The organism is Aeoliella sp., from assembly GCF_965227375.1.
Taxonomy (GTDB): domain Bacteria; phylum Planctomycetota; class Planctomycetia; order Pirellulales; family Lacipirellulaceae; genus Aeoliella.
Genome location: NZ_CBDDFX010000002.1, coordinates 1,506,167 through 1,532,881, shown reverse-complemented (window position 1 = coordinate 1,532,881; position 26,715 = coordinate 1,506,167). Strand labels below are relative to the sequence as shown.

The 26,715-nt window shown below is 54.9% G+C and carries 14 protein-coding genes; 3 read left to right on the top strand and 11 right to left on the bottom strand.

The window, feature by feature from the left end; all coding sequences use genetic code 11:
* Nucleotides 1-195 precede the first annotated feature (195 nt).
* From ACQK2L_RS19200 to ACQK2L_RS19165, 8 genes are all read right to left on the bottom strand, one after another.
* Nucleotides 196-1,884 (bottom strand): GH39 family glycosyl hydrolase, encoded by a 1,689-nt coding sequence (locus tag ACQK2L_RS19200; RefSeq protein ID WP_425398654.1) that lies wholly within the window; start codon nucleotides 1,882-1,884, stop codon nucleotides 196-198.
* A gap of 1,229 nt (nucleotides 1,885-3,113) precedes the next feature.
* On the bottom strand, nucleotides 3,114-4,841 hold the full coding sequence (locus ACQK2L_RS19195) for an FAD-dependent oxidoreductase (protein WP_425398653.1): 1,728 nt from the start codon (nucleotides 4,839-4,841) through the stop codon (nucleotides 3,114-3,116).
* The gene (locus ACQK2L_RS19190; RefSeq protein WP_425398652.1) at nucleotides 4,838-5,305 is read right to left on the bottom strand and encodes a hypothetical protein; all 468 of its coding nucleotides are present in this window, start codon (nucleotides 5,303-5,305) and stop codon (nucleotides 4,838-4,840) included. Before ACQK2L_RS19190 ends, ACQK2L_RS19195 begins: the two co-directional genes overlap by 4 nt.
* 32 nt (nucleotides 5,306-5,337) lie before the next feature.
* On the bottom strand, nucleotides 5,338-5,865 hold the full coding sequence (locus ACQK2L_RS19185) for a hypothetical protein (RefSeq protein WP_425398651.1): 528 nt from the start codon (nucleotides 5,863-5,865) through the stop codon (nucleotides 5,338-5,340).
* Complete coding sequence (locus ACQK2L_RS19180; RefSeq protein ID WP_425398650.1) at nucleotides 5,855-6,928, bottom strand: DUF1559 domain-containing protein; 1,074 nt, start codon at nucleotides 6,926-6,928, stop codon at nucleotides 5,855-5,857. The genes ACQK2L_RS19185 and ACQK2L_RS19180 overlap by 11 nt, the downstream gene beginning before the upstream one ends.
* Before the next feature lie 47 nt (nucleotides 6,929-6,975).
* On the bottom strand, nucleotides 6,976-8,388 hold the full coding sequence (locus tag ACQK2L_RS19175) for a dockerin type I domain-containing protein (protein WP_425398649.1): 1,413 nt from the start codon (nucleotides 8,386-8,388) through the stop codon (nucleotides 6,976-6,978).
* 117 nt (nucleotides 8,389-8,505) lie between these two features.
* Nucleotides 8,506-9,609 (bottom strand): hypothetical protein, encoded by a 1,104-nt coding sequence (locus ACQK2L_RS19170; protein WP_425398648.1) that lies wholly within the window; start codon nucleotides 9,607-9,609, stop codon nucleotides 8,506-8,508.
* A 157-nt stretch (nucleotides 9,610-9,766) separates the two neighbouring features.
* A complete protein-coding gene (locus ACQK2L_RS19165; RefSeq protein ID WP_425398647.1) occupies nucleotides 9,767-10,921 on the bottom strand; it encodes a substrate-binding domain-containing protein in 1,155 nt (384 codons plus the stop codon).
* 157 nt (nucleotides 10,922-11,078) lie between these two features.
* Here ACQK2L_RS19165 and ACQK2L_RS19160 point away from each other — a divergent pair, with 157 nt between their 5' ends.
* Nucleotides 11,079-12,170, top strand: coding sequence for an anhydro-N-acetylmuramic acid kinase (locus ACQK2L_RS19160; RefSeq protein ID WP_425398646.1), 1,092 nt, complete (start codon nucleotides 11,079-11,081; stop codon nucleotides 12,168-12,170).
* Nucleotides 12,161-13,330: a glycoside hydrolase family 10 protein gene (locus ACQK2L_RS19155; RefSeq protein ID WP_425398645.1), complete on the top strand. Its 1,170-nt coding sequence runs from the start codon at nucleotides 12,161-12,163 to the stop codon at nucleotides 13,328-13,330. Before ACQK2L_RS19160 ends, ACQK2L_RS19155 begins: the two co-directional genes overlap by 10 nt.
* Here the strand turns inward: ACQK2L_RS19155 and ACQK2L_RS19150 are convergent.
* From ACQK2L_RS19150 to ACQK2L_RS19140, 3 genes are all read right to left on the bottom strand, one after another.
* On the bottom strand, nucleotides 13,327-15,225 hold the full coding sequence (locus tag ACQK2L_RS19150) for a sodium:solute symporter family transporter (RefSeq protein ID WP_425398644.1): 1,899 nt from the start codon (nucleotides 15,223-15,225) through the stop codon (nucleotides 13,327-13,329). The two genes, ACQK2L_RS19155 and ACQK2L_RS19150, sit on opposite strands and share 4 nt — an antisense overlap.
* Before the next feature lie 12 nt (nucleotides 15,226-15,237).
* Entirely contained in the window at nucleotides 15,238-16,296 is a 1,059-nt protein-coding gene (locus ACQK2L_RS19145; RefSeq protein ID WP_425398643.1) for a Gfo/Idh/MocA family protein, read from the bottom strand.
* Between the two features lie 130 nt (nucleotides 16,297-16,426).
* On the bottom strand, nucleotides 16,427-17,257 hold the full coding sequence (locus ACQK2L_RS19140) for a Gfo/Idh/MocA family protein (protein WP_425398642.1): 831 nt from the start codon (nucleotides 17,255-17,257) through the stop codon (nucleotides 16,427-16,429).
* Nucleotides 17,258-18,688: 1,431 nt separating this feature from the next.
* On the opposite strand from ACQK2L_RS19140, the gene ACQK2L_RS19135 reads away from it, so the two are divergent.
* Nucleotides 18,689-26,497: an Ig-like domain-containing protein gene (locus ACQK2L_RS19135; RefSeq protein ID WP_425398641.1), complete on the top strand. Its 7,809-nt coding sequence runs from the start codon at nucleotides 18,689-18,691 to the stop codon at nucleotides 26,495-26,497.
* Nucleotides 26,498-26,715 lie beyond the last annotated feature (218 nt).

The following is a 26,715-nucleotide window of genomic DNA, read 5'->3' as shown; positions in this document are numbered from 1 at the left end:
TATTGCCGTCGGATACCCAATGTTCCGCAAATCGCTGCTAGGCCTCTTCAGCAACAAGCCCTAGAAGCTCTAGATGAGTGAACCACAACGACACAACGAGCACGACGTTTCTTATTGAGAGCCAGCCATCAAAGTCTCAACGTTGTGCTCGTCGTGTCGTCGTAGTTAGATTCCTTCGTCGCGTCACCCAAAGACTCACTCCGCGAGCGACACCTCCACAAGCGAAACTCCTTGCCGTGGAAGTTCGAAGGTCAACGTGGCCGATCCGTCGGCAAGTTCGTACTCGGTCTCGCCAGAGTAGGTGGCAAGCTCCGAACTTTTCATCAACTGGCGGTACTGGCGTTCGCTGGGGGCGCCGGGCGAGCCCATGCGGCGCCACTCGTCGTAGGGGTTGCTGTGGAACTCGTCGACGCGGGTGTGCTTGACTGTCGCGTCCTTCCACTCGGCAGGCAGGTTCTCGATAGCGAGCGTCACGTTGGCCGCAGGGCCTTTCACGTCGTCGTCGTGATAGTGCCAGACCATGATGGTAATCCGGTTTTCGTTACGACTGGCCAACACACCAACGTCGGGCGACTGGCGAACTCCGCTGCGGACGATCTCGTCGAGCGGAACCTGTTGCGAACTCTTCGCTTCGAGCCGATCGCCCTCCATGTGGCTGAACATGCGAAACACATTAAACACCGCGAGCGGCACGCCGTTCGAGGCAAGTTGGCGGAAGCCGGCGAAGTAGGGCTGGTTCTCGAACTCGAACGCCCAGGTAAGCGCGCCTTCCAGGTTCACGCCGTGTTTGGCGGCCAGGTCATGCTTACGGGCAAAACTGGCTGCGGTGTAGCTGGAGTACACGGTGCCGTTGCGATAGCTGAACATCGGCCCTTGGCAGGCGGCGCAGCCTTCGGGGTCGGACTCGCCAATCACAATGGGCGTGCTCTTGAGTTCCGGAAACTCGGCCACGATGCCAAACCCGCGATCGACCGTTGCGAGCTGCGCCGCGATGCCCATGCGGATATGATCGCCCTCCCAGCGCGGCGCACCCTTGGCGTGGAACGATACGAAATCGATCGGTGTGCCGGTCTCGCCGGTGGCGTGGTTCTTTCCTCGCAAGCTGTGCTTGAGGAACGCGCGGGTGAAGTCGCCTCCGTCGCCGGCGGTGTCGGCGCCGCCGACGCGTGCGTCGGGAATGGCTCGCCGGATCGCGTCGACCGTGTAGTCATGCAGCTTGAAGAACTCGTCGCGGGTGCCGCCCCAGTACCCGCCGGGCAGCATGTTGGCTTCGTTCCAGGTCTGCCAATACCACCGCAACACTTCCTCGTCGCCGTACCGCTGTTTGCAGTGCAGCGCCCACTGGTACACCAGTTCGGCCCAGCGATCGTAGTCCTTCGGCGGATAACGCCAGCCGGTCATGATGCGGTCGTACGCGAAACCGGGCCGCCAATCATGCTGGTACGGTTCGGGGTGCATCGAGAGGGCCTTGGGCATGAAGCCGACCTGCACGTAGGGCCTGACGCCGCGCTCGATCTGCGTGTCGAAAATCCGATCGACGATCGTCCAGTCGTAAACGGGGTTGCCACTCTCATCCTCGGTATACGCGTTGGTGCTTCCCCACTTCAAGGCAGGCGTGCCGTCGCCGGAGGTGAGCAAGTTGTGCGCGCGGAAGTAAACGTCGCCCTTCTGAAGTTCGCCAAGCCGACGAGTCAGCGTGCGACCGTCTTTCATGTAGACGTAGTTCGGCTCGTCGCCGCCGAAGAATCGCCAGATCGGCTTGAGCTGGCCGGTGGTTTGGTCCGCATCGACGGTGATCGAAACGTCCAGCGGCTTCTCTTCCGCCAGCACGCTGGTTGTAAGGCTAACGAAAACACTGCAGAGGAGAACTCGCAACCGAATCATATCGACCTGACCCCATAGTTGGTGAAGGATGCCAGTTGGTAGTGTACTCGAAAACCGCTACACCAGAGTGCAAGGAAGGGGGACTTCTACGCCGCGCTGGCCGTTTGTCCGAAAACCGGCCGTGTAAATTAATCGCCGTTGATTTCACGCTGTGGTTTGGTCCAATGGATGGAGGGATATTTGTATTCAACACGGTAGCTGCCGTCGCCAGACGGCGGACGCCGGGCCGCATAGCTTGGATACCTGACGGAGGGCGCCGCTCATCTCACCAGAGTGTGGAGCGCGTTGCGGTGACGAGGACGCTGATTCGCGGAGCGAATCGCGACTATCGGGGTTTTGGTCCAACTACCAACTGGCCAAACATGCGGGGAACAACGCGAGGAGTTTTGTCCCTAGCACCTCTTGTTGCCCAAATGCCGAAAAACGCGGCTCGCACTGCAATAATAGTGGTTTTGGGTCGTGAGGCAAGTAGCCAAGTTGTTTCAGGAAGGGCGCCGAAGTGTGCCTAGGAGGTGTATATACACCTGGGCTTGTACACCTTGTGTCGTTGGGGGGTGGTGGTGATTCAGAAACTGGGACGGAGGCGTTGATGTCTAAGCGTCTTGGCTTATGGGCGGGAGGAGGCTGAAGTGACCGTAGGTGATTGCCGTGCCTCATTAGATGATAGCGGTGAAACGGCACAAGGCGGCATGTGCTATCGACTGCCTTCTGTGACGGTTTTGCCGATTGTGCCAATGGAGGTCGCCACATGAGTTCGGGGCACGGGCTGAGTATTCTCGTCAAGCCCGTTCCCTTTCCATCACCGAAGTGTAGCATCCTGTCGGAATCACCGACGCGAACTGGGCTGCTCGCTTCGGCACCGAGGCCGATGCAACCGCTGCGAGGTCAGGCGGCGCGAAACTGCCGGCGGTGGCGATCCCGCTGAGAGTCTCGAGGACTCCATTGGACCTTCCAAGACTATAAACTGTTCGACACTTTGATGCCCTGCCGTAAACATAGTTGATGCGAACTCGTGTGAAGCGTGCGTCGCTCAACACCTGCCCGGTGTTTGCGCCAGACTCAATGTGATCGATGCCAGTCGTCGTCAGCCAGATACCACGCACTTCTGGCGGGCCCGCATTAGACACGCATGCACATAGACCAAAGTAGACGAACAGGCAAGCAACTGCCAAGCGATTTCGCAACAACGTGAGTAACCTGTGATCGTCGACGATCGTACAAGACGATTGTCAATCCTGAGCGTCAATCGTCCACTCGGTTGGCGTGTGTTCGCCTACGATCGCTTGAATCTCGTCGATGCCCTCCAGGCCGTCGAGAGTTGTCTTGCCGGTGCGAGCCAAGTAGGCGGCCGCCGTTCCTGCTGCACACCCGGAAGACCATTCCGACGGGTGCAGCCTCGTGGCCGAATTGGTCAAAAAGGTTTGGGCCATTGTCTTGCCCGCTACTAGCAGATTATCGAAGTCGCGATTGGTCAGCGCCCGATACGGAAGGTAGTACGGCAGCGTGTGACTATCGGCGCGCGTTGCTGCTGGGTACTTGCAATCCGCCAGCGGATGGATATCCGCCGCATAAGCGCCCAATGCCACGCGGTCGTCAAATCGTGTGCCTGTCTTCTGCTCGGCCGGCCCCGAGAGATGGCGAAATTCGAGTACAAAACCATCCAGCCCAATCGAACGTCGCGTGTCGCGAACATACGGCACCTTGGACAACCCGTGGGTGGTACCTAGCACTTTCCCGTCGATAGTGAAGCAGTCCGGGTGGATGCCTTCAGGCGCCGCTTGGCGAAACCAATCGTGCCAAGCCAGCGCCTGCCGTTCGGCTGCGGCCAGTGTCTTTAGGTCGACGCCACCCTGCCAATCGTCTAGCTGCTTCGCCGTCTCCTCTCGCGAGAGGAACAAGTAACCATTGGGGTAGTCGTTTCCTGACTCATTCGTGCGGGGATCGTAGCCCCAATTCTGCAGGGAGAGATCGCCGGGGTTTGGCTCATCCGCATCCGCCTTCAGGCGGCGGTAGGTCCAAACTTGCGACCAGGCATCGGTTCGGTCTCGGTAACTGCCGAATCCCAAGTCAGGCACCGTAGGATATTGGGGATGATCGTCCACAGGTTTCTCATGGTAGCGCATTACAAAGCCATAAGTTATTGCCTGGCCGCAGCGATCGTTCCCGTGCAGGTCACCATCCTCTACTTCGGCGCCCACCAGATACGAGGCACCCGACAAGGCAAGTAACTCACCCCACTCCGTGGCGTCTATAAATACTGTCGAACCTTTGGTGTTCGACCCAAAAGTAAGTACCCGCTTGTCGTACCGGTCGGAAGGCGTCGCTGAGTACCAATCGGGAAGATCCTGAGACAAGGGACGATCGTACCCACCTGCCTCGATCGTTGGCTTGGCGGTTCGCTGAATGGCGGTGACACTCACGATTCGTCGACTACTTAAGTCGACTTCTACTGACTTGACTACGGTGTCGCGATAGACTGTCAGCCGGTCACGGAGGTTTCGCTCGCGCGGCAAGAATGCCAGATCGAGTATCCGCTTGGGCTCAAAGCAGTAGCGACTCACCCAGCCTCGTCCAGGATTGCCAATTTCGGCCAAGGTGTCGCGAAGAAAGGGCGTCATATTTCGGGGATCGCGAGCGATCTTCGCGACGTCTAGCAGTACCTCCCCTGTTTTGGGGTCTGCGATTCGGTGCCAGGCTTCGTCAACTGCGGGAACGGCAGAGGCGGTAAACTGTCCGCCTATCCAATCGGTCGGCTCGAGCAAGGCCACCTTCGCACCCTCGTCGGCCGCGGTGAAAGCGGCGGCTAGTGCCGCAGCGGAGCCGCCACAAATCACGACGTCATACGCAGAACCGTCCGCAAGGGCCTCCGCTGCAAAAGTCGACGATGTTAGAGCACCACCCATCACGACGAGCAACGCATGCCATGGGCACGCAAATCGAGTGCGGGCGTAGCTCATTTCTTCGGGCCTTTTGAACTAAGATCGATCTTAAACTCGGAGAGCCCTTCTGGAGGCACTTCGGCACTGAGTCCACTGGCACCTAACGAAGAGTAGCTTTCAGGAATCAACAATTCGCCCAAGGCGTCTCCTGCCGGCCCTTCGGCGGCCCGCCGCGCTGGGTCCTGCGATGTGTAGCATACAACTCGGATACGATGTGCACCCACGATTGCTCCGTCTTCAGGTCGGAAGGTCGAAAGCACAAATGATCCGTCTGGTTGAATCTCACCTGTTGCGGGTTGACCACCCTCCACATGTTGGAACATCACCTTGCCAAACTTAAGAGGCTTTCCGTCGAGCATCACGCTACCTGCCACCGTGCCAAGCTCCGGACGGTCGTTGCATCCCGAGGAAGCAGCTAACGCAAGCAGCAGGCAAATCATGCTCCATTTCCGCCGCGCATAGCATCCTTGTACAGCAATCATGATAGGCTCTCCTCGGCCTGTGATGTTTTTGGCTAACTGGCATCCGCGGAGTCGTCGGCCACATCGGGCAACGGTTCTGCGTTTGCTTCGGGCGAATCCGAATGATCCGGGTCAGTGGACTCGGACTCAAGTTTAAAGATAAATGGCGAGTTTCCCTCGCGAAGCACAGAGACCTCGATGCCACTCGTTGCGAAGCTCGAATAACGCTCTGGAATCGTCAGATCACCTAGCGTGTCTGACATCGAATCGACGTCTTTGTTTCCAGGATCCTGCGACGAATAACTGACGATCCGCACACGATGTCGCCCGATCGTAGCACCGTCCGATTCACCGTATGTGCCCAGCGAAAATTTGCCGTTGGGCTCCAGTTTGCCAATGGCGGGTTGCCCCCCACTGAGCGGTTGGAAGACCACTTGGCCGAATCGAAGTGGCTCGTCGTCTAGAAATACACGTCCCGTCACTTCGATCACAGGCTGTGGTGACGCCGAGTCGCCGCACCCAGCGACCAACCCACTTGCTAGTAGCCAACTCAGAACAACCTTCGGAAACTTATAGACCATTGATCAACTCGCTCCCGTTCACCGTTCCGAGACCAAGAAAGGTGAGAAAGTCGATATCTTCCTGCACACTAGATACGCTACCGTCGCAAAAGACGAATTGCACGATGCCCGGATGCATACTGCTGAAAGGCCTTTGCACGATGGGGGCCGAGAACTTGTCCAGTTTGGCATTCGGCTGTGTGAGAAGTACTTTCATATGGTATGGCGCGTTCTGAAACCCCCCCAGATACCACGGTCGGTTATACCAGGGCCGCTCTTTGCACAAGTTGAAGCTTTCGCACTCGGTGTCGACGAATTCGCCTATCATGAATGAGTTGCTCGTACCATCGGTGATCTGCGAGAGTTTCCGCGGTTTTTCCTTGCCGAAGAAGCGATTAGTGACTGGCTCGATCACGTCCAACGTAAACGCGCCGTTTCGATACACTGGACCGTAGGGAGTCGAAATGCGAAGTCTCGCGATCTCCTCAGCCGTGTAGGATACTGGCCCGTCGAAGCTGTCGATCGTGGCGGCATCCGACCCCGAGCAGCCAGCGTAGGTTACTAGGGCCCCAAGTTGGTAACCATAGACTGTAGATGAGTCGAGCCCTTGACCGTCTTCGGCAACCGAGCGAATTGGGCCGACGTTCCAACTGGGGCAGATATAACTCGGCACCACGGTAGTGCGTGCCGGATCGTCGTATGGATTGCTACTGTTCTGGTACTCGAAATCGATCTGATCGTAGACGTTCTCCTGCTCCATGTAGGGCAAAATATGGGTAAACAGGCTCTTCTTGGAGAAATTCCACTTCGGCTGCGAACGCTGTTGGTCGAACTCCCAACCGGCAAACCCTGGCGGCAGCCGATCGACGTTGTTCGAGGCGTAGTTGAGAAATCCAAGTCCCAATTGCTTGAGGTTATTGGTGCACGACGTTCGACGAGCGGCCTCCCGAGCTGATTGAACCGCTGGTAGCAATAGGGCGACGAGGGTTCCAATGATGGCAATCACCACCAACAACTCCACCAATGTAAATGCTGGCCTTCCGCGTTTGATGGCAGCATTGTCGAGACCGTATGCTCGCAACATCCGAAACCCCTTTTGATATTTAACACGGGTCAGAAGTGGATGACCTGCTACTTGTAGTGTCGGCTCACGGCAACGAGCCCGGCAAGTACGACTGCCAAGAGAGCCGCGCGGGGTTCGGGGACGTTTGTCGCCGACAATGCACTGACGGCCGCAACTTGGCCGAAGTTCGTCTTCCATTCGGTATAGTCTCCGGCATCGACCATCCCGTTACCGTTGCCATCGGCCCCATCGAACGGAGTTACGGTGGCGCCAAGCGTATTCCGCCATACCGCATAGTCTGCGATATTGACGGTTCCATCACCGTTGTAGTCGCCGATAAGCGATGGCGTACTCGTGCCTACCGAAAAGATGAAGACATTTCGATTGAAAAAGTCGAGTACTGCCAATGTGTTGGAATCAGGGTCGTAGTCAAAATCGTAAATGCCCGCACTATCGCCGATATCCGCACCTGTCAGTCCGCCAATCAAATTGAAGGTAGCCGTTTGAGCGACACCATCGGTGTCTACCACTTTTACTACGTCGATGAAAGCTTGGTCGGTGGTGGCGATCGCACTGTCGTTGTAGATCAACAGGTCTCCATCTTCAGTGTCACCAATGAACTCGATCTTCTGTCCAAGCTTAAAGGCTCCCGCATCCGTGGTGTCGTCCACAATCGTACGTCGATTGGTCGTCGCGTTATCGCCCGAGCGTTCAGCTGCATCGACATCGTTGTTCCGACGAACATAGATGTCGCCCGTATCGGGGTCGAACGCCATATCGCGAGCGATGTTTCCACCTGGCACCGTATCGGGCAACCACTGGAAACCGAGCGGATCCCCACTCAGCACATAGGTCGAAGATCCATCAGACGTGTCCAACAAGGCCCGACGACCGCTGCCAAAAGCCGTCCAGGCGACACCCTGCGATGCACTTGAGCTGTTGAAACCAGGATCGAAATTCAGGCCCGCACCGCCGCGGGCGGTAATACCGGCAGCACTGAGGTCCCACAATAGTGTGTTGTTGGCGGTGTCGAACAGCTGAATTGCGTTGCTGGTATCGCTGCCCTCGTCGTAGCCGGCTGCCAGCATTCTTCCCTGTAGTTCGAGGTTGGTGTACCCACGCCCAGTGGGTTGGAAGATGGTGCCAAATTTCTCACTAAAATCCGCATCTTCCAGATCAACTTCCCCTGTTCGCGTCGGATTCAAAACCTCGATTAGCCCAATCGGCAGCAGCGAAGTACCAAAGTTGTCATGGCCGGCGAGATACAGCTTCGAGCCATTCCACGCGATACCTAGCGGATTTGTGCCGATGTATTTTGGATTGTCGTCGACACTTCCATCGTCTGGCACGAGGTCGGAAGCAAAGGCAAAACTAACATCGAACCGGGCTACTTCGTTGAACTCAATAGCCCGCGACGAAGTTGGCAACCAAAGGGTCGACACTAGCACGACGGCAAAGAGGCAGGAGGTTGTCGCTCGCATGAATGGTCCTGAGGTCGAATTGAACAGTTTTCTGTTTTGTCCTGAAGCTCGGTTGGAAGCGTTGGCGGCCGCGCGGGCCGCCAACGTCACTGCCCCGCCACTTGCGGCATCCCATGACTACCGCCAGCGACGTAATCCGAACAACACGGCCGTGCCAGCGATCGCGAATACGAAGGTCGACGGTTCGGGCACTACCTGAAAAATGTGGACATTGCGATTGTTGAAATCCAACAGCGCCAGAGTCTGCGAAGAAGGATCGAAGTCAAAGTCATAGTAGCCCACTCCATCGTCGGGAATTCCGCCACCGATGAGTGAGAACGTGGCCGACAGGGGCGTACCGCTGGAATCAATTAACTTCACTACATCTGCAAAGCTGGCGGTGCCCGTCGCAGGACGATCGTTGTAGATGACCACATCGCCAAATAGGTGGGTGGCCATGAAGTCGACATTCTGGCCGGCTACAAAAGAGCCATTGGAACTGTTGTCGACTAGCATGCTAACCGTGACCGAATTGCCACCAGTGCGAGTTGCTTTGAGCAAATCGTTCGAGCGTCGCATATACACATCACCGGTTGATTGGTCGAAATCCAGATCGCGCCAAAAGCTCTCGCCAAAGTCGGTAATGATCATGCCATCGCCAGTGGTGTAGATGTCCGCACCAGTTGCGGTGTCTTGTAGAGAGCGACGCCCGCTTCCGAAAGTAAGCCAGGCGATACCTGAGTCGACACCACCAAAACCTGGGTCGTGAGCGGCGCTACTGCCGCCACGCGCGTTCTTGGCCCATGTTTGCGTGTTGTTGCTTGCATCAAATGCTTGAATGCCGTTGGGATCAGCGGCGCCGTCGTCGTAGGCCGCTGCGAGTACGCCTCGCTCCAGATCCATTCCTGAGTAGCCCCGCAGATTCGGAGTGCTTAACACGCCAAACGGGCTGCCGAAGGTTGCTGCATTCAGGCCTGTGGCTCCTGAGTTGGTGATCTCCACAATTGCTGTGTCCGCGGCTGCGCCGGATGAATTGAAGCCGGCGATGTAGAGTTGAGATCCACTCCAAGCCACAGCGGAGGGATTGTTGCCTATGTAGCTGCTGCCAGCACTTTCGGCAGAAGCTGCCACGTCAAACCGGGCAATCTCCTGAAAGGTCACTCCATGTGCCAGTTTTGGTGAAATCACCAGAGCGGCCAAGCAAGCAAGGCCAACGTTGTAGAGCAAAGTTGTACGGCTCATGAGACTTCCTCGCGTTTGAAAGGGTGAGTAGAAAAGCAGCGGAAGTACGAAAGTCGGATTCTCAGATCGAATGCGTCTGAGAACGGCCTTCAAGCTACTCAAGTCGAAATTAAACGTCAAACTTACCTGCGTTTATTTTTCCACCGTTTGCGACGGCCTAGCGTTGTTGGCCGCGGCGGCGAAACGCGAGTGGTGTGACGCCAAACTTGTTGCGAAATGCCGCACCCAACTGCGTGGAACCGGCGTAGCCAGAGGCTTCGGCGATCTCTTCCATTGACAACTCGGTGTCGATGAGAAGTTGGCGAGCACGTTCCAACCTCAATCGCCGCAACTCTTCAGCGGGGAGCCGTCCAAGATAATTCTTAAACTGTCGTTCGAGTTGTCGTCGTGCGACCGGCACCTCGGCCAGGACGTCGCGGACGTTGATTCCTCGATATGCATTCCGCTGCATGAAACGAAGTGCCCGAACCACGTGCGGGTCATCGATCGCCAAGACATCAGTCGACTGACGCGCTTGAACGCCCTCGGGGGAAATCAAGACGGGTTCGGTCCTTGGTTTTCCTCCGCCTAGCATCTCAGCTAGGAGGGCTGCGGCCTCAAGGCCAATCCGACGGCTGGCGACTTGGATGCTTGAAAGAGGTGGCCTGCATATCTCGCAGGAGAGATCGTCCGAGTCGCCTGCCAAAACTGCCACCTCGTCCGGCACCCGTAGACCGGATTGTATGCACACCTCCGCCAAGTCCTTTCCTCGGGCCGCGTCTGCCGCCAGAATCGCCACTGGTTGTGGCAATTGGCTCAGCCATCTGGTGACGCGACGGCGATGTTCGCCAACGCTAATTTCGCGACCAATACGGTATCCAGGGCGATACTGCTTGCATCTTCTACCAAGGCGTTCGACAGCCGCGGCGAATGCCTCGCCTCGAAGGTTGGAGTAGTCCCGACTGGGGGGGGCGTAGTAGGCGAAGTTGGCAAACCCTTTGCTTTGAAAATGCTCCACCGCCAAGTCCGCCCAAGCATCGTAGTCAGTTAGCACCGATTCGACGCCGGGCTCTCCAACAAACAGATCTCCCACATCGATGATCGGGACCTTGAGTGACTGCAGGCAATTGAGGAGCAGCGGTGTCGAAATGCGGGCAATAATGCCGTCAGCGCACCAGGTTTCTGGCACCGTCCAGTTGACGGAGCTATGATATTTCTCGATGAGTAGGTTCCATGGGCCAAACTTCTCGGCGTAGCTGGCAACTCCGCGCAGTATGTTGCGTCCCCAACTGGAATCGGGCTCAACGAGTACTCCAACTTCCGGAACCGACACGGCGTGTTCTCCTACATTGCTACTTACGGCAATCTATACACCTGTGGCGGCAGCTTGCAATAACCACTGACAGTGTAGAAGGTCACGCCGTGTTCGTACATCCATTGGCACGCATCGGCCAGGCAGTCCTGGAATCCGCTTGGGAGACAAGAAAGTCATGGTAGCGCCCCTCCGTTTTGCAATCGGACTCCTAACTTCGGTAACGGGCAACACCGTCGAAGCCGCAATCATTAAGACAGATGGTCAGGACGAAATCCGTTCGATAGGTGGAGCAAAGGTTGTCTGTCCCGAGACACTACACTGGGGCTTGCTCGAAGCGGCGCAGAACGATCTTCCGATTACGGAAGTATTGCGTCTAGAGCGCGAGTTGACGCAACAGTTCGTCCGCGCTGTCGAGCGGTTGAGAGAACAGCATCCGGAGGAGGTCGCGCAGGCTGAGGTGATTGGCCTCGATGGGTACACGCTCCGCCGGCTGCCCGATGAAGGGATTTCTCTTCAGATTGGAGACCCCTGGGTGCTGGCCGAGAGGACGGGACTGCAGGTAGTAACCGACTTCCGTCGCTACGACATGGCGGTCGGCGGACAAGGGGCCCCTTTGGAGGCAATGTATCACTGGGCGCTAATGGCTCGCGAACCCCGACCGGCGCTGATGCTTAACTTGGGGCCCGTCACGAGCCTAACCTGGCTCAGTCGAGCGAATGATATCATCGCGGGCGATGTGGGACCGGGTGTCGAGTTGCTGGATGAGTGGGTTCAGGAAGTCGCCGAAGCTGCTCACGACTATGACGGCTCCGTTTCGGCAGACGGTACTGTCGATGCGGCCTGTGTTGAGTATGCGATGCAGAACCCTTTTTACTCGCGAAGCTTGCCTCGTACACCTACACGGTCGGATTTTGAAACGATCGATGTGTCCGGCCTTGAACCCAGCGATGGGGCGGCTACGATATGCGCCATCATCGCGGAATCGGTAGTGTCAGCTATTGGGCAACTACCCGAGCACCCAAAGTTGGCGTGGGTCACCGGCGCAGCAAGTCGACACCCGCTCATTCTCGAGCGACTGCGAAGCACATTCGAACAGGTACGCAACGTGAGTGAGCGCAACTTGAACCCCGACACGCTGCAGTGCGAGTGTTTTGCTTGGCTCGCGGTGCGTTATCATCGCGGCCTGCCCGTGTCGACACCCGAAACCACGGGGTGCCGCCAAGCCGGCTGCGCCGCGATGTCCACAGGACGGGAAATATGGAGTTAGAACTCAATACAGAAGTCGCAGTTCATCGCAAGCTCGCGCTTTTCGGCGGTTTGCTGATCGTGCTGGTTGGTACATCGAGCAGTTCGCACGCAGCGGACGACGAAGCCCGGTCGCAGCCAGTTCGTGGTGTTTGGCTGGCCAGCGTGGGCAGCGACTCATTGTACTCGAAGCCGGCGCTTGAGAAAGTAGTCAAGCGTTGCAGCGAAGTTGGCATTAACACCATCTTCGTCGTCACGTGGAACCGCGGATACACGCTGTATCCTAGTCCAATCATGGAACGCGAATTTGGCGTACGGATCGATCCACAACTCGAAGGTCGAGATCCACTGAGAGAACTCATCGAACTTGCGCATGCGGAGAATATTGAGGTGCATGCGTGGTTCGAATTCGGATTCAGTTCGAGCTACCAGCAGCCAGACGGTGGACATTTGTTGAAGAAACGTTCCCAATGGGCGGCGCTCAATGCTCGCGGGAAACTGGTCGAGCGAAATGGATTTCAATGGATGAATGGGTTTGATCCCAAAGTGCAGAGCTTTGTACTGGCCATGATGAAGGAAGTGGTTGCTAACTACGACATAGATGGAGTGCAGGGTGACGATCGTTTGCCAGCGATGCCCAACACGGGTGGTTACGATCCCCAGACGGTCGCGCAGTACAAGAACGAGCACAATGGCAGTAGCCCACCCAGCGACCCGACAGACGCCGAATGGGTGCAGTGGCGCGCGGACAAATTCAGTTTGTTTGTCGAACGTGCTTACCGCGAGTTGAAAGCTCTGGATCCTGACTTATGCGTGTCGTGGGCCCCCAGCGTATGGCCCTGGAGCCGTGATCAGTACCTGCAAGACTGGCCGCGTTGGGCACGTGAAGGTTGGGGCGACATGTTCTGTCCTCAGGTCTATCGCCGCGACTTGGATGCGTACCGGCAGACATTGGCGAGCGTGAAACAGCAAGTACCAGCAGACGTGCTACCGAAGATCGTGCCGGGACAGCTCATCGCCCTGGCCGATGGCTACGACTTGCCTAGTGATCACGTTCGAGCAGCTGTTGAGATCAATCGGCAGTTGGGATTTCAAGGCGAGTTGTTTTTCTACTATCAGGGATTGCAGCAACATTCAGAAGTCTTTGACAGCTTGTATACCTCAAAAGACGATCGGCCTTAGTTACTCGCTTCCATGGCCTGCATATGGCGATCAAACAGATGCTTGAACGCATACCCAGCTATCGCAGATAGGCCTGCATACGCGGCTCCTTCCAGCCAACGGCCCACGAACACTACCGACACCGCCAACACCGCACTTGAGACAGCGATGGCACCCACCACCGCAGCAGCGAGTCCTTCGCGCAACAGCCCGGAAGGCGGGGGTTGCCAGCTCGGATCCTGAGCAATGCACTGCTCCCGCACGGGCCCCCACCAACCCATAGGTCGGGCGCGGCGGTAAAACTGGGTAAGAGTGTCCATCGACTCGGGACGCGTCAGCATGGTGACGAGAATCCAGGCGACGCAGGTGATCGCCATCCCAATCGCTGCTTGTTCCATGTCGAGGCGTTGTGCAGCCGATTCACTCTTGGCTCGCGCCGCAGCCCACGCCGGAAAACTATCGAGAATACCTACCACTTGGATGCCGCCGAATGACAAACCTCCGAGTAGGACGTACACGGCGGGTCCACCGACCATGGCAGTGAACCAGCTCCAAAAATTGACGCGCCACCACCACCACTGGCCCCAATAAATGGTAGCAGTGGCCCCATACATGCCGGCCAAGACGATGGCGATACCGATCAGGGATTCCGCATTGAAGGTGACGGCGATCCCCAGAGCAAGGATCACCAACATCAATAGGCGGCCAGCCCAGACAGCTCGTTTCGACCCCGCCTCCAAGGATCTGGCGCGCGGAAACAACTGGCGGACGACATCGTTGAGCAATGTCTGCGAGCCGTAACTCAAGTGGCTGGAAATCGTGGACATGACGCTTGCGAGTAAGGCTGCCAAAGCAAGTCCATAGAGTCCCGAAGGCAAGAACTCGGCCAAGAGCAAGGAATAGGCTTCTTCGCGCTCTGCCGGTTCGGCGAGGTACAGATCCGGATATCGAACGAGTAGGCCCAGAGCAGGGAGCGTGAGCAACAGTAGCATGATGAAAAGACCGATCATGGCCCAAATGTTCATTCGCGCGGCATCCCGATCACTCCGACAGGAAAACAGTCGCTGGCCTTCCAAGTCTACGGAACCACCTCGTCCTACCGTGGGGACGATCAGCCAGGCCAGTACCACCATAGGCCCAAGCACGCGGTGGTCCCATACCGGCCAAGTGGATAGGATCTCTGCGGATTGCTCGCCTTGTGCGGACTGAATGCTGTTGGCGAGCGACTCCGGACCACCGTACTGGTAGAGCACGACGCAAGTCAGCACCACACTGGCTAGCACGATAATGCAGGTCTGCATCACATCGGTGACGACCACGCCAGCGAAGCCGCCGATCCAGACGTAAACCATCAGCACCGGCAGTACGATACTTAAGGTAGTCGCCTTGTCGGGAATCTCGAATGCTGGCCCGAGAATCTTGTGGACGCCCAGCAGCCCCGCACCAATCCAAGGTGCCATGTTGACCAGTACGGAGAATAGCGAGGAGTAGATGCGTACAAACCGGGTTCGCTTACCGCCGAAACGTAACGCATAGAACTCGGGCCCGGTACGGATGCCCAGTTGCCTCCACCGTACTGCGAACAGCATGGCGGCGATCATCCATGCCAATGCGAAGCGCGGTAGGTAAAAGAAGGCGATGGGTAAGCCCACCACGACCGCAAATCCACAATAGGTCGGTCCGACATCCGCATTGAGGGCCGTGGCGGCGTAGGAGATGCCATTTGCCCAACCCGGCACCCTGCGTCCTGCAAGAAAATAACCATCTTCCGAATCGGAGTCTTGGGACTTGCTACTTTGGAACCAGCGACTGGCCGCCACCCCAAGAGCAAGCGTACCAATCAAGTAGACGGCGACTACCAACTGGTCTCCGAAAGAGGCAAGCGCAAGCAGATCCAGCGAAGTCGTGCAGTTCACGATGGGACCCGCTTACTGTTCAACCGGCACGTTCGTGTTACTGGACTCGTAGATGGAGTCGACGATAAGTTGAACTTTTTGCCCCTCCAGAGGAGTAGCGCCGATGCCCGGACGTCGTGTGCGGACTGCCGTCATGAAGTCTTCCATCTGCAACTCCATTTGCTCAGCCGGCGCGAGGGACATTTTGCAGTCGGCATTGCGGCCCGCGACTTGATTGCGCAGCAGCAGGTGATCACCAAACAACTCGAAGGCCACGCCACCACGGTCTCCGAGAATGGCAATCATCGAGTCTGGGGCGGTGCCCGTTGGCAAATTGCACGCCCAGGCTACCTGCAAATCAAGCGTAGCGCCACTGTCGAACACGATCATTGCCGTAGCGTGGTCCTCGACGTCGAAGGTGCCTGAGTAATTTGGGGGACCGGCCCACATGCTCTCGTAGACGTAATCTTTCATCTTTACGCCGAACTTTGAGTAGGCCTTGCCGCTAACCGACACCGCCCGCGGCTGTCCCAGCAGGTACAGTACCAGATCAATCAAGTGCACCCCTAGATCGATGAGGGCACCACCACCTGACAGGGCTTTGTTGGTGAACCAACCACCTAAACCTGGGATGCCCCGACGCAGATGGAGATGGGCTTTGGCATGATAAATGTCCCCTAAGGCTCCCGTCGCAATGTAATCGTGAGCGGCGCTTCCAACCGCCGTGAAGCGGTGCGTGTATCCGATCTGGAGAATTCGTCGGGATTGCTCGGCGACGTCGGCTAGCTCTGCGCAGTCGATTGCCGAGAGTGCCATCGGCTTTTCGAGCAAGACATCCTTGCCGGCCCTCATCGCCTTGAGCGCCAGAGGGTGGTGCAAAAAGTTGGGAACACAGATTGCCACTGCATCAAGCGCGTCGTCATCCCAAAGGGTGTCGGCATCGACGTCTGCCACTGCATCATGCTTGGCAGCCAATGAGGCCGCTCGCTCAGGACTCTTATCCACGATGCGGGTGACTCTCGCCCCAACCTGCTCGGCCGCCGCCGCATGTCTCTCGCCAATCGCGCCGGCTCCGATAATCCCTAGACGCATCACTATCTCCACTAAGAACAGCTATAGCCTTCTCGCCCCAAGCGCGGAGGCACCATCGTTTTGCAGTATGGTTAGCTCGAAAGAGAAACACAACAGAGTTTTAAACTACCATTGCCATATCGTAAACGATCTAGAGAGTAACCCAATTCGTCCTTGCTCGCGAGTCTTGAACGGCATCAAGTACTCGCATAATAGTCAACGTTTCTTCTCGTGGGACAAGTGGCTGGCCAGCTTCAAAAAAATCAAGAATGAAAGCCATCGCATCCACAAAAAGCGTCGCGTCTTCCACCGAAAGCGACAAAGTTTCTTTGCTTGTGGTGAGTGAGGCCAGGAAAGGCACGTGCTCTTTGGCATTGAAGTCGATGGTAGCAACCCTCCCGGCAGAAAACTCTAAAACCACGGTCGGGTGGTCCTCTGCACCAACTACGCCAACCCGCACCACTTCTGGACCCATGCAACTAATGGCGAGTTCGATTGGATGGATACCATACTCCTCTAAAGAAGCTCCACCGGCCCACTGCGACAAACTGATCAGCGGCGACTCAAGCTGCCTAACTGCCCTTTGAACATTTGTAGTTCGTAGGGCCGAAGTAGTTTGGATTGCAGCGCCAAACTTATCGGCCAGTTCGAGAATCTGCTCGGCAATCTGGGTGTTCGGAGCGAAGACCTTATCCACAAATGTCGGTTTTCCATGTGGCAAAACCTGGTGGCACAATCCTAGATGAGTGTGCGGCGTGGAAGGAGCCAAAACGGCAAATGCATCGACCTTGCTCGCTAGCTCGTCAACGGAATCGAAGTAGGGCACGTCTTTTTTTCGTGCCCAATCGGCCCCTTCGCCAGAGGCGAGTGCGGTTACCCCCGCCAGGCTCCAGCCACGGTCTCGTAGGGGACCACGCAACGCATCAAGGTAAGTGTTGGCGTGAAAATTATCGAGATTGTCGTCAACGAAGCCGAGTTGCATGGCAGGCATACTACTTGAGTTTTTCCTAGATTGGATTGATTGACACTGCCTATGAGAACGCGCTGTGAACGCCGATGATCTCACCCTGCGTGGAACTGACGTTCGATATTACCCGCAGGGCGGGGAGCATCCAAGTGGATACAAGCTAGTCCTAGCTTCCAAGCACCATGAAGGCTAGTTACGCTTGTGCGAAAGTGTCTACTAGCGCCTCGGATATGTTGGAGGGACAAGCGTCGAATTCTTGTTCTTTTGGACGACTGGTGAAGCCTGTCCTTCCCACAAATTCGCCCGTACTCGCATCTGCTGTGGGAGTTCAAGCCCGCTGATGCAACTCCTTTCAACTGCGCTCGGCTTCTCTGATCGAGGTAGCTCGCACCAACGAGCAATAAACCAACCTCAATGGATCCGAACGGCCCAAACTCTCACCAGCGCTCAGCCCACTCTTGGTCACTTCGTCTACGATTTCCTAGGTCGGCACGGTCCATCAACAGCGAAATCTTGCCGCGCGTTTTTCTTGGCGGGTGTCGCCCCGCTCTCGCTCTTGCCGCCGAAGGCGGATGGAAGCAAGGAGCAAAACCGCGGCGGCATGCTCGATAACGATAGTACGCGTTTCGCTCAGTTCCCGCGCTGTGTCTCATGCTCAACACATTACGGCTTTTGCTACACCGCCTTCAGTCTACAAGACTCACAATTGACGTCGGCTGGACCATCTGCGGGCAGTTGGCTAGCAGGCTAACTTGCAGAGGTCTAGTTTGAGAAATGATACCGCTGCACTCTGGGGAAATCTCTTCCAGCGGTCGGACGATGCAACCGAAGCGACTTGGAATCGCACAAGAGAAGCAAGGTCGAGACCCCCTCTGTCTCTCTTGATCGGTCGCACAGTTTTCGGATTCCTCGATGGGTAGATGTTAGTTCGTGCCTTGCTCCTCTAACAGGTGATTCGGCGGAATGCTAAATCTGCCACACAGGTCAACCCGGGATTGATGGGCATTTCACAGTTTGCAACGTGATTCTAAATCTACGCGGGGCAGCGAAGGCTCCTATGCCACCGATACAACAACACATACGACCTTCGGGCAACTGTCTCTAGCACTTTCGATTTGGCAATCCACAACTCGAAGGTGTCGCGTTAGCTGTTACGGACAAACTGCACTTCAGAATTCAGAATCTCTCCCCAAACACTTCTCAGAATTGGGCTTGCGCGAAGCAGGTCTGCTGTCCGCAGGCATTCCTGACTGTTTCTGCCCCCCCAAAGTGGTATGAAAAAGGTTGCAGGCGACCCGTGTGGGGGGTAAAGTTGCACGAGTGAAATCTAGCTTGTCTTTCCGATCTTTCGATCGAGACTTGGATGTGGGGGGTATCGAAAAGATGTCTCGAAATCGTCTGTCACTGCGCCGCCCTCTCGCGTTCGAACCTCTGGAGACAAGGGCGATGCTGGCCGTTGCCACGTTCACATCCTTACCAAGTGTGTCCACTGGTGGCGATGGACAGTTCTCCGAAATTCCCAATGATGGAGTACGTGACGCATCGTACACACTGGATCTGGAAGCAGGAGAAGGCCCCCTAGCGTTGCGTGGCGTAGTCAATCCCGAAACAGGATTCCTCGAGCGTTGGGAGAGAAGCCAGGGAAGTTTCAATGTATCGGGCACTTTGGCTATTCGTATCGATCCCGAAGAGGGAGAAGTTGAGGGGACCGAGGTGGGCGTCGAACTCGATGCCGCCCTCTATAGTTACTTCCGCGTAGGTGGTGGAATCGGAAACACCGGATTGACTTACGGTTTAAGCTACTCCTATGAGGATGCCAGCGGCGTTCTAATTAAAACCGGCGCCGCTACGCCGAAGCCGAATGAAGCCGAAGGAGACGACGGCGGGGCATATGGTAACTCGTTTTCAACTCTTGCCTACGAGAATCCCGATTCGACTACTCTCTTGGTGCCAATCGGCGAAACAGTTGAGATAACATTCAACATTTCTGGACGAGCGAATACGTGGCAGGGCGGCTATTTCAGCGTTCCATTTCACCGGGATGCCGGCGATGAAGCAGCAGGGACGCTACACACTTTCATCGAGGTTGGAGTGAAAGTTGAGCGGGTGCCTCCGCCCGATTTGGAGGTGATATCTCTGAGAGTATCCGAAGACAGTCCGTCTGTAGTCGGTTCATATACTGTTCAAGGTAAGATTGGAGAAGATGTTGAAGCCGGTTTATTTTGGTCAACCATTCCTGATCCATACAGCAGCTCAGATTTGGGATTCACTGAAGTTACGTACAAAGCCAAAGACATCGCTATCAGCACGATTCCCGGAAGCTACGATATCAATGTTCCGCTAACTGATCTCACTCCTGCCCCGGAAGAGGGTGGCTACAAATACTTAGTTTTCTACCTAGACCCCTTCAAGGATCTGCAAACAGATCCGAAGAAGAGTGGTGAAATTGACGAGTCTATTGAAAGCGACAACGGAGCCTCCATCCAGCGGTTTGCAGCCCCCGAGGTAGAAATTGAATTCTCTGATGACACGCTCAGATGGAAAGACCCTTACAGCATTTATGCTGTGGTTAGGAATAATTCACTTGGGGCAGATACTTTTGATCTTCATCTTAACAAGATCACAGACTATTCAACCGATCAGTTGGTATCATACCGTCAAATAGTTGGAGGAGGCCCTGCAACGGATGGCAGATTGACCGTATCGGTCCCACCCCTGCAAGAGCGTAAGGTCTTACTTCAGACAGTCGTCGATCAATGGGACTGGATCCCGAAAGTCAATCCGGCGACTGTAGCTGAGACCCTTGCCAATGCCGTAGAGTCTGCAGCCGTCGCCGGAATCGTGCGTTTTGCTAACGGCATAAGGGTTTACGCGGGAGATGCGATAGAGCTGTACGCCCTCAAACATAGCTTTCAACAGCATGTGGATTCAGGCATACCCCGAGAGTTGATAAACCCAACTCATCCCATCAAATTTGAATTAAGAGCGACTGGATACAATACGGTAGAAAACAATGATGGCTTTGTCAGTGATCAAGTCCGAAAGACCATTGAGGTGCCCAAGCAACGACAAGACTATTTTAAAAACTTCGCTCGGGACTATCGGGTTGGCAGTTTTGGCATCGCTCAGGGAGTCGGAGTCCTACTTGGTGGGGGTCCCCTATTCGTAGGTACTGGCCTCAGCTTGATAGCGGGGGGAATCGGTGCTCTTATCAATGCAAATGATGCTTACGAGAATGCCAAAGACCCCCCTGATCCAGTTTTCACAGAATATGCTGCGCTCACGCCAATTCAGCCAACTCTGCCGGTCGGCTTTGAAGACGAACTTGCCCGAAGTGTGATCGACAGCACACTGTTAGCCGCTTCTCTGAGAGTCGCCGCAGCTAGATCGGTCGACAAGCATGATGGAGCGCGGATTGCAGGTGATCCATATTGGCAAGCTGAGCAATTGCTTGTAGCCTCACAATTCTCACGACAAGCCTCTCTGGCATATGCCAACAATGCAGGTCTTTTGGCTCTTCAAGAATCTATTGTTCAGCACCAACTCGATGGCATTCCATCGGCTGCATTTGATGGACTAGTCGATGTAGGACTGCCAATTGACTCGCTAGAAATGCTACAAGGATTCGGATTCACTTCCGAGCAAATATACCAGCTAGAACTGGGACTCGAAGGCATGGCCGCAGAATCTATTGCCAGCCTTGCCTCGGGTGATCAAAGAGTCATGGCAATTGCTGCAAGTGTAGACCTGGCCGTTTCAAGCATTGAGGAATTGCAGGCAGCGATTGAAATACGCGTAAACGAATTGAATCAGACCGTGCAACCTCTCGACTCAGCGGCCGTGCAAGCGATGGCTGCCGAGCAGGCGAGAATGCTGAGCCAACTAAACGACTCAGCTCCGAATGGCAACTTGTTCCTTGATATCGCAGACTTCATTGACCAAGTGCAACAACAGATCATTTCTTCAAATAACTTCGCCGGCTATCGGGAGCAGTTGGTAAACGCGTATGAACTTCTGATTTCCTTTCAATCGTTGCTGTTGAGTACAGCAGAGGTCACAGCACTCGTGGAAGAAGCAACTACACAAGGAAAAGTCGACGAGGCTTTCTCTGGTGTACTACTAGGTGATTTGATAATAGTCTCCCAAGCGATTCGAGCGACAAACTACTCGGTAGCCGTTGAACATCTCGACAACCTCATCAGCGAAATCAACTCCCGTCTTGGGACGGAAGTTGAAGCCTCAACAGCTACACATTTGTCAGGTCACCTGGGCCTCTTGAGCAACTTCTTGGTCCATTCAAGCTATCGACCAGGGCCCGTGGCAGTTGACGATGTTGCATTGGGGGCGTCAGTCGATCCCCTTAAGATCGACGTCCTGTCAAACGATGGCTTTGACGGCGAGGGACCACTTAGACTAATCGCTGCCGGTGGTGCAACCCATGGAACTGTCGTCATTGATGACAACGGGACCCCAGACTTCTACCAAGATGATACGGTGAGTTACACTCCCCATGCTGACTACCAAGAAGACACGTTCTATTATGTAGTCGGGGCGGATTCGTCCACTGAAACCGCTACGGGGCAGGTTGCGATTCAGCAACCTATGCCGACAGGCACCGAAGTAATCATTGAAGTGGCCCCCGGATTGACCGAACACCGGCGATTCATGGGGTCAGCAGGAGATATCGTCGCGTTCAAGTTTGACGTCAATGACTATGACGTTCCTAGCATCTATCTCAACAGCCCCGGAGGCGATCGGACTTACATTAGCCATTATGATCGACTTGTCTTGAGCCACTTAGAAGAAGACGGCATTTACACGATCGATTTTGATGCACAGAATGCGTCATCTTCCCAAGACATCTCCCTCGAGTTTGTCAAGGCAAGTGACATTGATCTACTGACGCTGGGTACTTCTGTTACGCTGGAAGTCGATGCAACCTCGTCAAACCTTGGCTGGAGCGGCGAACTAAATCGACTAGAGGAGCCAAACGATGGAAGACTTCTAATCGACGTTCAGGCGGCGGCGGGTATGGCTGCGCCGTACATCCAGCTCTTTACCTACAATTCAGAAACGCAGGCGTTTGACTCTTCCAGTGTGTGGGCCGGTCAGACCATCTTCGTGGACCCTGCCATCTCCGGGCCTTTCTTCATTGAAGCATATCAGTACGCGGATAACTTAGGGACCGTTCAACTAAGCCTGGAGTCTACAACAGAAGCGGCCGGAAGCTTCTCCATCGGCGAGATAGTTGGCGGCGCGATACAAAGTGATGGTGAGCGAGTGACCTACTCGTTCGAGGGCACAGCCGGCCAATCGCTGTTCTTCGACAGCATGGACGGAACAGACTGGAATTTGTACTGGGAAATCCTCTCGCCGAGTGGACAGCATCTCTTCGATCCCTCCTACGGTAGTCGATATGCCTACTACGACTCCAATGGATTCTCTCTTCTTGAATCGGGAACTCACCAGCTGCGAATCTGGTCTGACTACGCAGGTCCGTTTGACTACAGGTTTCGACTGTTTGATGTCGAAGATGCACCACCTATTGAGACAGGTGGCACCTATACGTCGACCTTAAACGGCGAACAGTCATCCCTTGGCATGGCGGACTTCTACCAATTCACTGCGTCCGCCGGTGAAACCCGCATCTTTACGAGCGACAGCTATACTTCAGCTCTAGGTGGTCCGTATGGAACTGAGGTTCTCACCAATTGGGCCATCTACGAGAAGTCGCTCGATGGGGGCTTCTTTAAGCGGAATTCGAAGACAATTGATCAAGGGTTGCATGACGTGTTTCTTCAAGGAGGCACCTATCTCCTTAAGGTATCTAGTGAGAATATTGATCCAGCAAGCGTTGAGTTCCGATTATTGGATAACCCTACGACTGTCACACAGGCAATTGAGATTGGCGAAACTGTCATAGCGTCCATCGATGAGCCCCTAAAGCAGTATGAGTATGAAATCGAGCTGATCGAGGGGCAACTCTTACTGTTCGCTCCAGTGGATTCACCGAGCAGCCAGCTTTTCTTAGAGTCTCGGGCGCCGTCGGAGACTCTCGTAATGACTACATCCGCAAGCCTAACGGCGGTGTTTCGGGCAAGTGAGACAGGTACGTTTACTATCTCGATTCAAGGCATGTCGGCGACGGTGGAAGATGTCACCACGTTCGGGATTTTCGACCTCAGCCTAGTTTCAGCTAGTCTCCCTGTGGGAGTTCAGACTTCTACCACCATCGGCTCGAATGAAGTGAAGGCTTTTGTCTGGAACGGTAGTCGGGACGATCGCTTGGCATTCTCCGGCAGTTCGTCCAATTCCTACACTTACTGGACAGTCTACGATTCTCTTGGAAACGCACTCAATGCTCGCCAACCTGTATCAGATCCGTTTGCCATCGATTTACCTGAGGATGGCAACATATATCTGATAGTACACAATGCCGACGGAGAGCCAAGCGATGTATCGTTCGAGCCAGAATTAGTAACTCCCGAGCAGTACTCTTATACCTTAGGAGAAATGGTTCAATCCAGCTTATCTTTAGGGGAAGTTGTAGACTACCATTTCGATCTTTCGGCAGGGCAGTTAGTCTATTTCGACTCGCTCTCAAGTCGTGGCGGCTATCTCAATGCTCAGCTCTTTACTCCGAGTGGAAGTGAATTCCGTCGCTACAGCCCCGCGGTTGATGGATACTCGATTGGGGTAGCTCCTGAGTCGGGCATGTATACACTTCGCATTAAGAGTCGTCTTGGCAACGCAGACAGCTATGCCTTCCGTCTGATAGACTTCGATTCGGCACCATTAGCCACGCCGGGTTCGCCGATTGCAGATAGCTCCGCTCCATCTGCCGCGGAAATATCGCCGACTAGGCACAAGAGTGTTTTCCGGGTACATGTGCAACCGAATAACATCTACGAGATTGCCGCTTCAAGTGGTCAAATTCATGAATCTCCGAGAGTCTTCGATGCAAACGGAACTTACGTAAACCGGCATTATGATCCTCTTGCAGATCGTTGGGCGTTCCAAGTGTCTCACGGTGGACAAGCCACCACGTATTTCATCCTAGTCGATAGCGGAGACCCGAACGACAACGATCCAGAACAGGGACCTATTGAGTTGTTACTCACCGAGATCAGCAATACACCTCCAGTTGCCGGGGATGACGAACGTTGGATGCTTGAAGGAGGGTCTATCACTCTTGCGCTTCTGGCTAACGACCAGGATAGCGAAGGGGCGCTTGACTCCTCTAGCATAGTGCTTGTCACACATCCTATGTACGGGGACGCAGTCGTCTCGGAATACGGGCAGCTTACCTACACTCCAGCTACCACGTTCACAGGAATCGAGAACTTTACCTACACAGTTGCTGATAGCTTGGGTGTAATATCGAACGAGGCGACGGTGACTATTCACGTAGCGCCGAATACAGCGCCTGTGGCCGTAGACGATTATTTCAACTTGGTGGTGGGAACCGATGGGACTAGTCCGCCACTATATCTATTTTACAACGACCAAGATCCGGACCTCAACATCGACTGGGGATCTCTTCACATCGAGAGCCATCCGCAGAGTGGTTTTCTCCAAATCGAGGCCGGATTGGTTCAGTATACTTCTAACCCCGGCTTTGAAGGACAGGACCATTTCACCTACACAGTGCGAGATTACTTCGATGAAGTATCAAACGTCGCGACCGTGACGCTAGATGTACAGGAGAATACCCTTCCGATCGCCGTGGATGACTTTGCCACCGTGCTCAACACAGAACAGGTGGAGATTGATCTGCTAGAAAACGACAGCGATCCCAATCTGAATCTCGATTTTGATTCCGTCCGATTGATAACATCTCCGCCTGTAGGACAGTTTGTTGAAGAGTATGGGTATTTAACCTACATACCCGAACCTGAATTTAGCGGCGATGTTTTCTTCGAGTACGTAGTAAAGGATGCACTAGGCACCGAGTCTAACATCGCAGTCGTGACTATTACCGTGCTGAGCAATTCTCCACCAATCGCGACTGATGATACAATCGTGGTCATTTTGGAAGAGCAGACGTTCATTGATGTTCTTGCCAACGACTATGATAGCACCGGTGAGATTGATCGGTCGTCAATCAACATTGTTGAGTATCCCGAAAATGGAACTCTTGTCGTCTGGGGCGATACTTTTATTTCAGATGACGATGGGAGCCCCGTGGGCAATGGCTATGCCTCGGGCTTGGCCGGAGTTGTGGATGACTCCGGCACGCTAGAATTCTTGGTGAGCAGCTATCCCGACTACAGCTTCGTCGGTGATCATACAGACTACGGTGACTATGTCTTGTATATCATGTTGGGTCAAAACGAGTTTCCTGAACCGGCTGGTCTAGTCCCCGACCTTGAGGTCTATGGTTTGATTAGCGAGGGAACCGTGAACACTCATGTGTTTAACGATCTTCCCTCCAACACGCCTTACGTGGCCTGGATCGATAACACCGTTGGGGATTCTTGGCCAGACACTGTCATGGCACAGGAATCCAGCAAAGCGGGCGTCGCCTACCAAGCCAACAATGGGTACACAGGTCAGGATAGCTTTACATACACCATTTCGGACGAATCAGGACTGGTTTCTGAACCAGCGTCTGTGGTCATCCAAGTGCAATCGAACGAGGTAAAGCTTCCTGGTGACTACACCAACAATGGCGTCGTAGACACCGAGGACTATCTGACCTGGAAAGCGTATTTTGGCGCAACGACCGAGCCTGGACTGCAAGCCGATGGGAATGGCGACGGCATAGTGAATCTGGCTGACTACACAATCTGGCGCAACAACCTGGGAGCAACCCTGCCGACACCTGATCCACCGCCACTAGAGGCATCAGAACAAAATTCACTTGCAGTGGCGTTGGCTGCCGATTCAAGTCCAGCAATGTCGACGGAGTCCACAGCAGCTGCCTATAGAGCAGCAATCGCGGCACCGCTGGAGATTCCTTCAGATAGTCATCCTGCGAGTGGGGCTCCTTGGGGATCCTCCTACAGTCTTCTGCGACAAGCTGAGACTGATGGCTTGATTGATCGCAGGCAAGCAGTCAGACAACTTGATGACGCCTACAACATCATCAAAGGTAATGATAGTCCAATTCTGCTACCACTGTCGGGTAGTGGACCTCTAGAAATGTCTGTCGCGGAATTAGTGAGTCAGATCGCATTTGAGGAATTAAATCTTGAATCAAGTGAACTGGACGATATCTTGTCGAACGAGCTGTGGGAAAAGAACTCAGCCTGAGAGTTAATCAAGGCGAGAGTGACAGCCCAATTACTCGGGCAGCGGCGGTCCAAGATTTCTGTATCGCTACTGTAGAGGCCGTCCTATTTGCGTGATAACGTCCCGATCTATTCGCAGATTGCCTGGGCAGCCTATTGAATGTGTCAAGCTCGAACCTGCTGAAGTTGGACCATCTAACGCAGATATTGAGATAGTGAAGCTGACGGAGGTAGGGGTCA

Bases quoted from the DNA above. Each gene is read 5' to 3' on its own strand.
- ACQK2L_RS19200 (WP_425398654.1), bottom strand. From the start codon at position 1,884: ATGATTCGGTTGCGAGTTCTCCTCTGCAGTGTTTTCGTTAGCCTTACA.
- ACQK2L_RS19195 (WP_425398653.1), bottom strand. From the start codon at position 4,841: ATGAGCTACGCCCGCACTCGATTTGCGTGCCCATGGCATGCGTTGCTC.
- ACQK2L_RS19175 (WP_425398649.1), bottom strand. From the start codon at position 8,388: ATGCGAGCGACAACCTCCTGCCTCTTTGCCGTCGTGCTAGTGTCGACC.
- ACQK2L_RS19140 (WP_425398642.1), bottom strand. From the start codon at position 17,257: ATGCAACTCGGCTTCGTTGACGACAATCTCGATAATTTTCACGCCAAC.
- ACQK2L_RS19190 (WP_425398652.1), bottom strand. From the start codon at position 5,305: ATGATTGCTGTACAAGGATGCTATGCGCGGCGGAAATGGAGCATGATT.
- ACQK2L_RS19155 (WP_425398645.1), top strand. From the start codon at position 12,161: ATGGAGTTAGAACTCAATACAGAAGTCGCAGTTCATCGCAAGCTCGCG.
- ACQK2L_RS19185 (WP_425398651.1), bottom strand. From the start codon at position 5,865: ATGGTCTATAAGTTTCCGAAGGTTGTTCTGAGTTGGCTACTAGCAAGT.
- ACQK2L_RS19145 (WP_425398643.1), bottom strand. From the start codon at position 16,296: ATGCGTCTAGGGATTATCGGAGCCGGCGCGATTGGCGAGAGACATGCG.
- ACQK2L_RS19170 (WP_425398648.1), bottom strand. From the start codon at position 9,609: ATGAGCCGTACAACTTTGCTCTACAACGTTGGCCTTGCTTGCTTGGCC.
- ACQK2L_RS19160 (WP_425398646.1), top strand. From the start codon at position 11,079: ATGGTAGCGCCCCTCCGTTTTGCAATCGGACTCCTAACTTCGGTAACG.
- ACQK2L_RS19135 (WP_425398641.1), top strand. From the start codon at position 18,689: ATGCTGGCCGTTGCCACGTTCACATCCTTACCAAGTGTGTCCACTGGT.
- ACQK2L_RS19180 (WP_425398650.1), bottom strand. From the start codon at position 6,928: ATGTTGCGAGCATACGGTCTCGACAATGCTGCCATCAAACGCGGAAGG.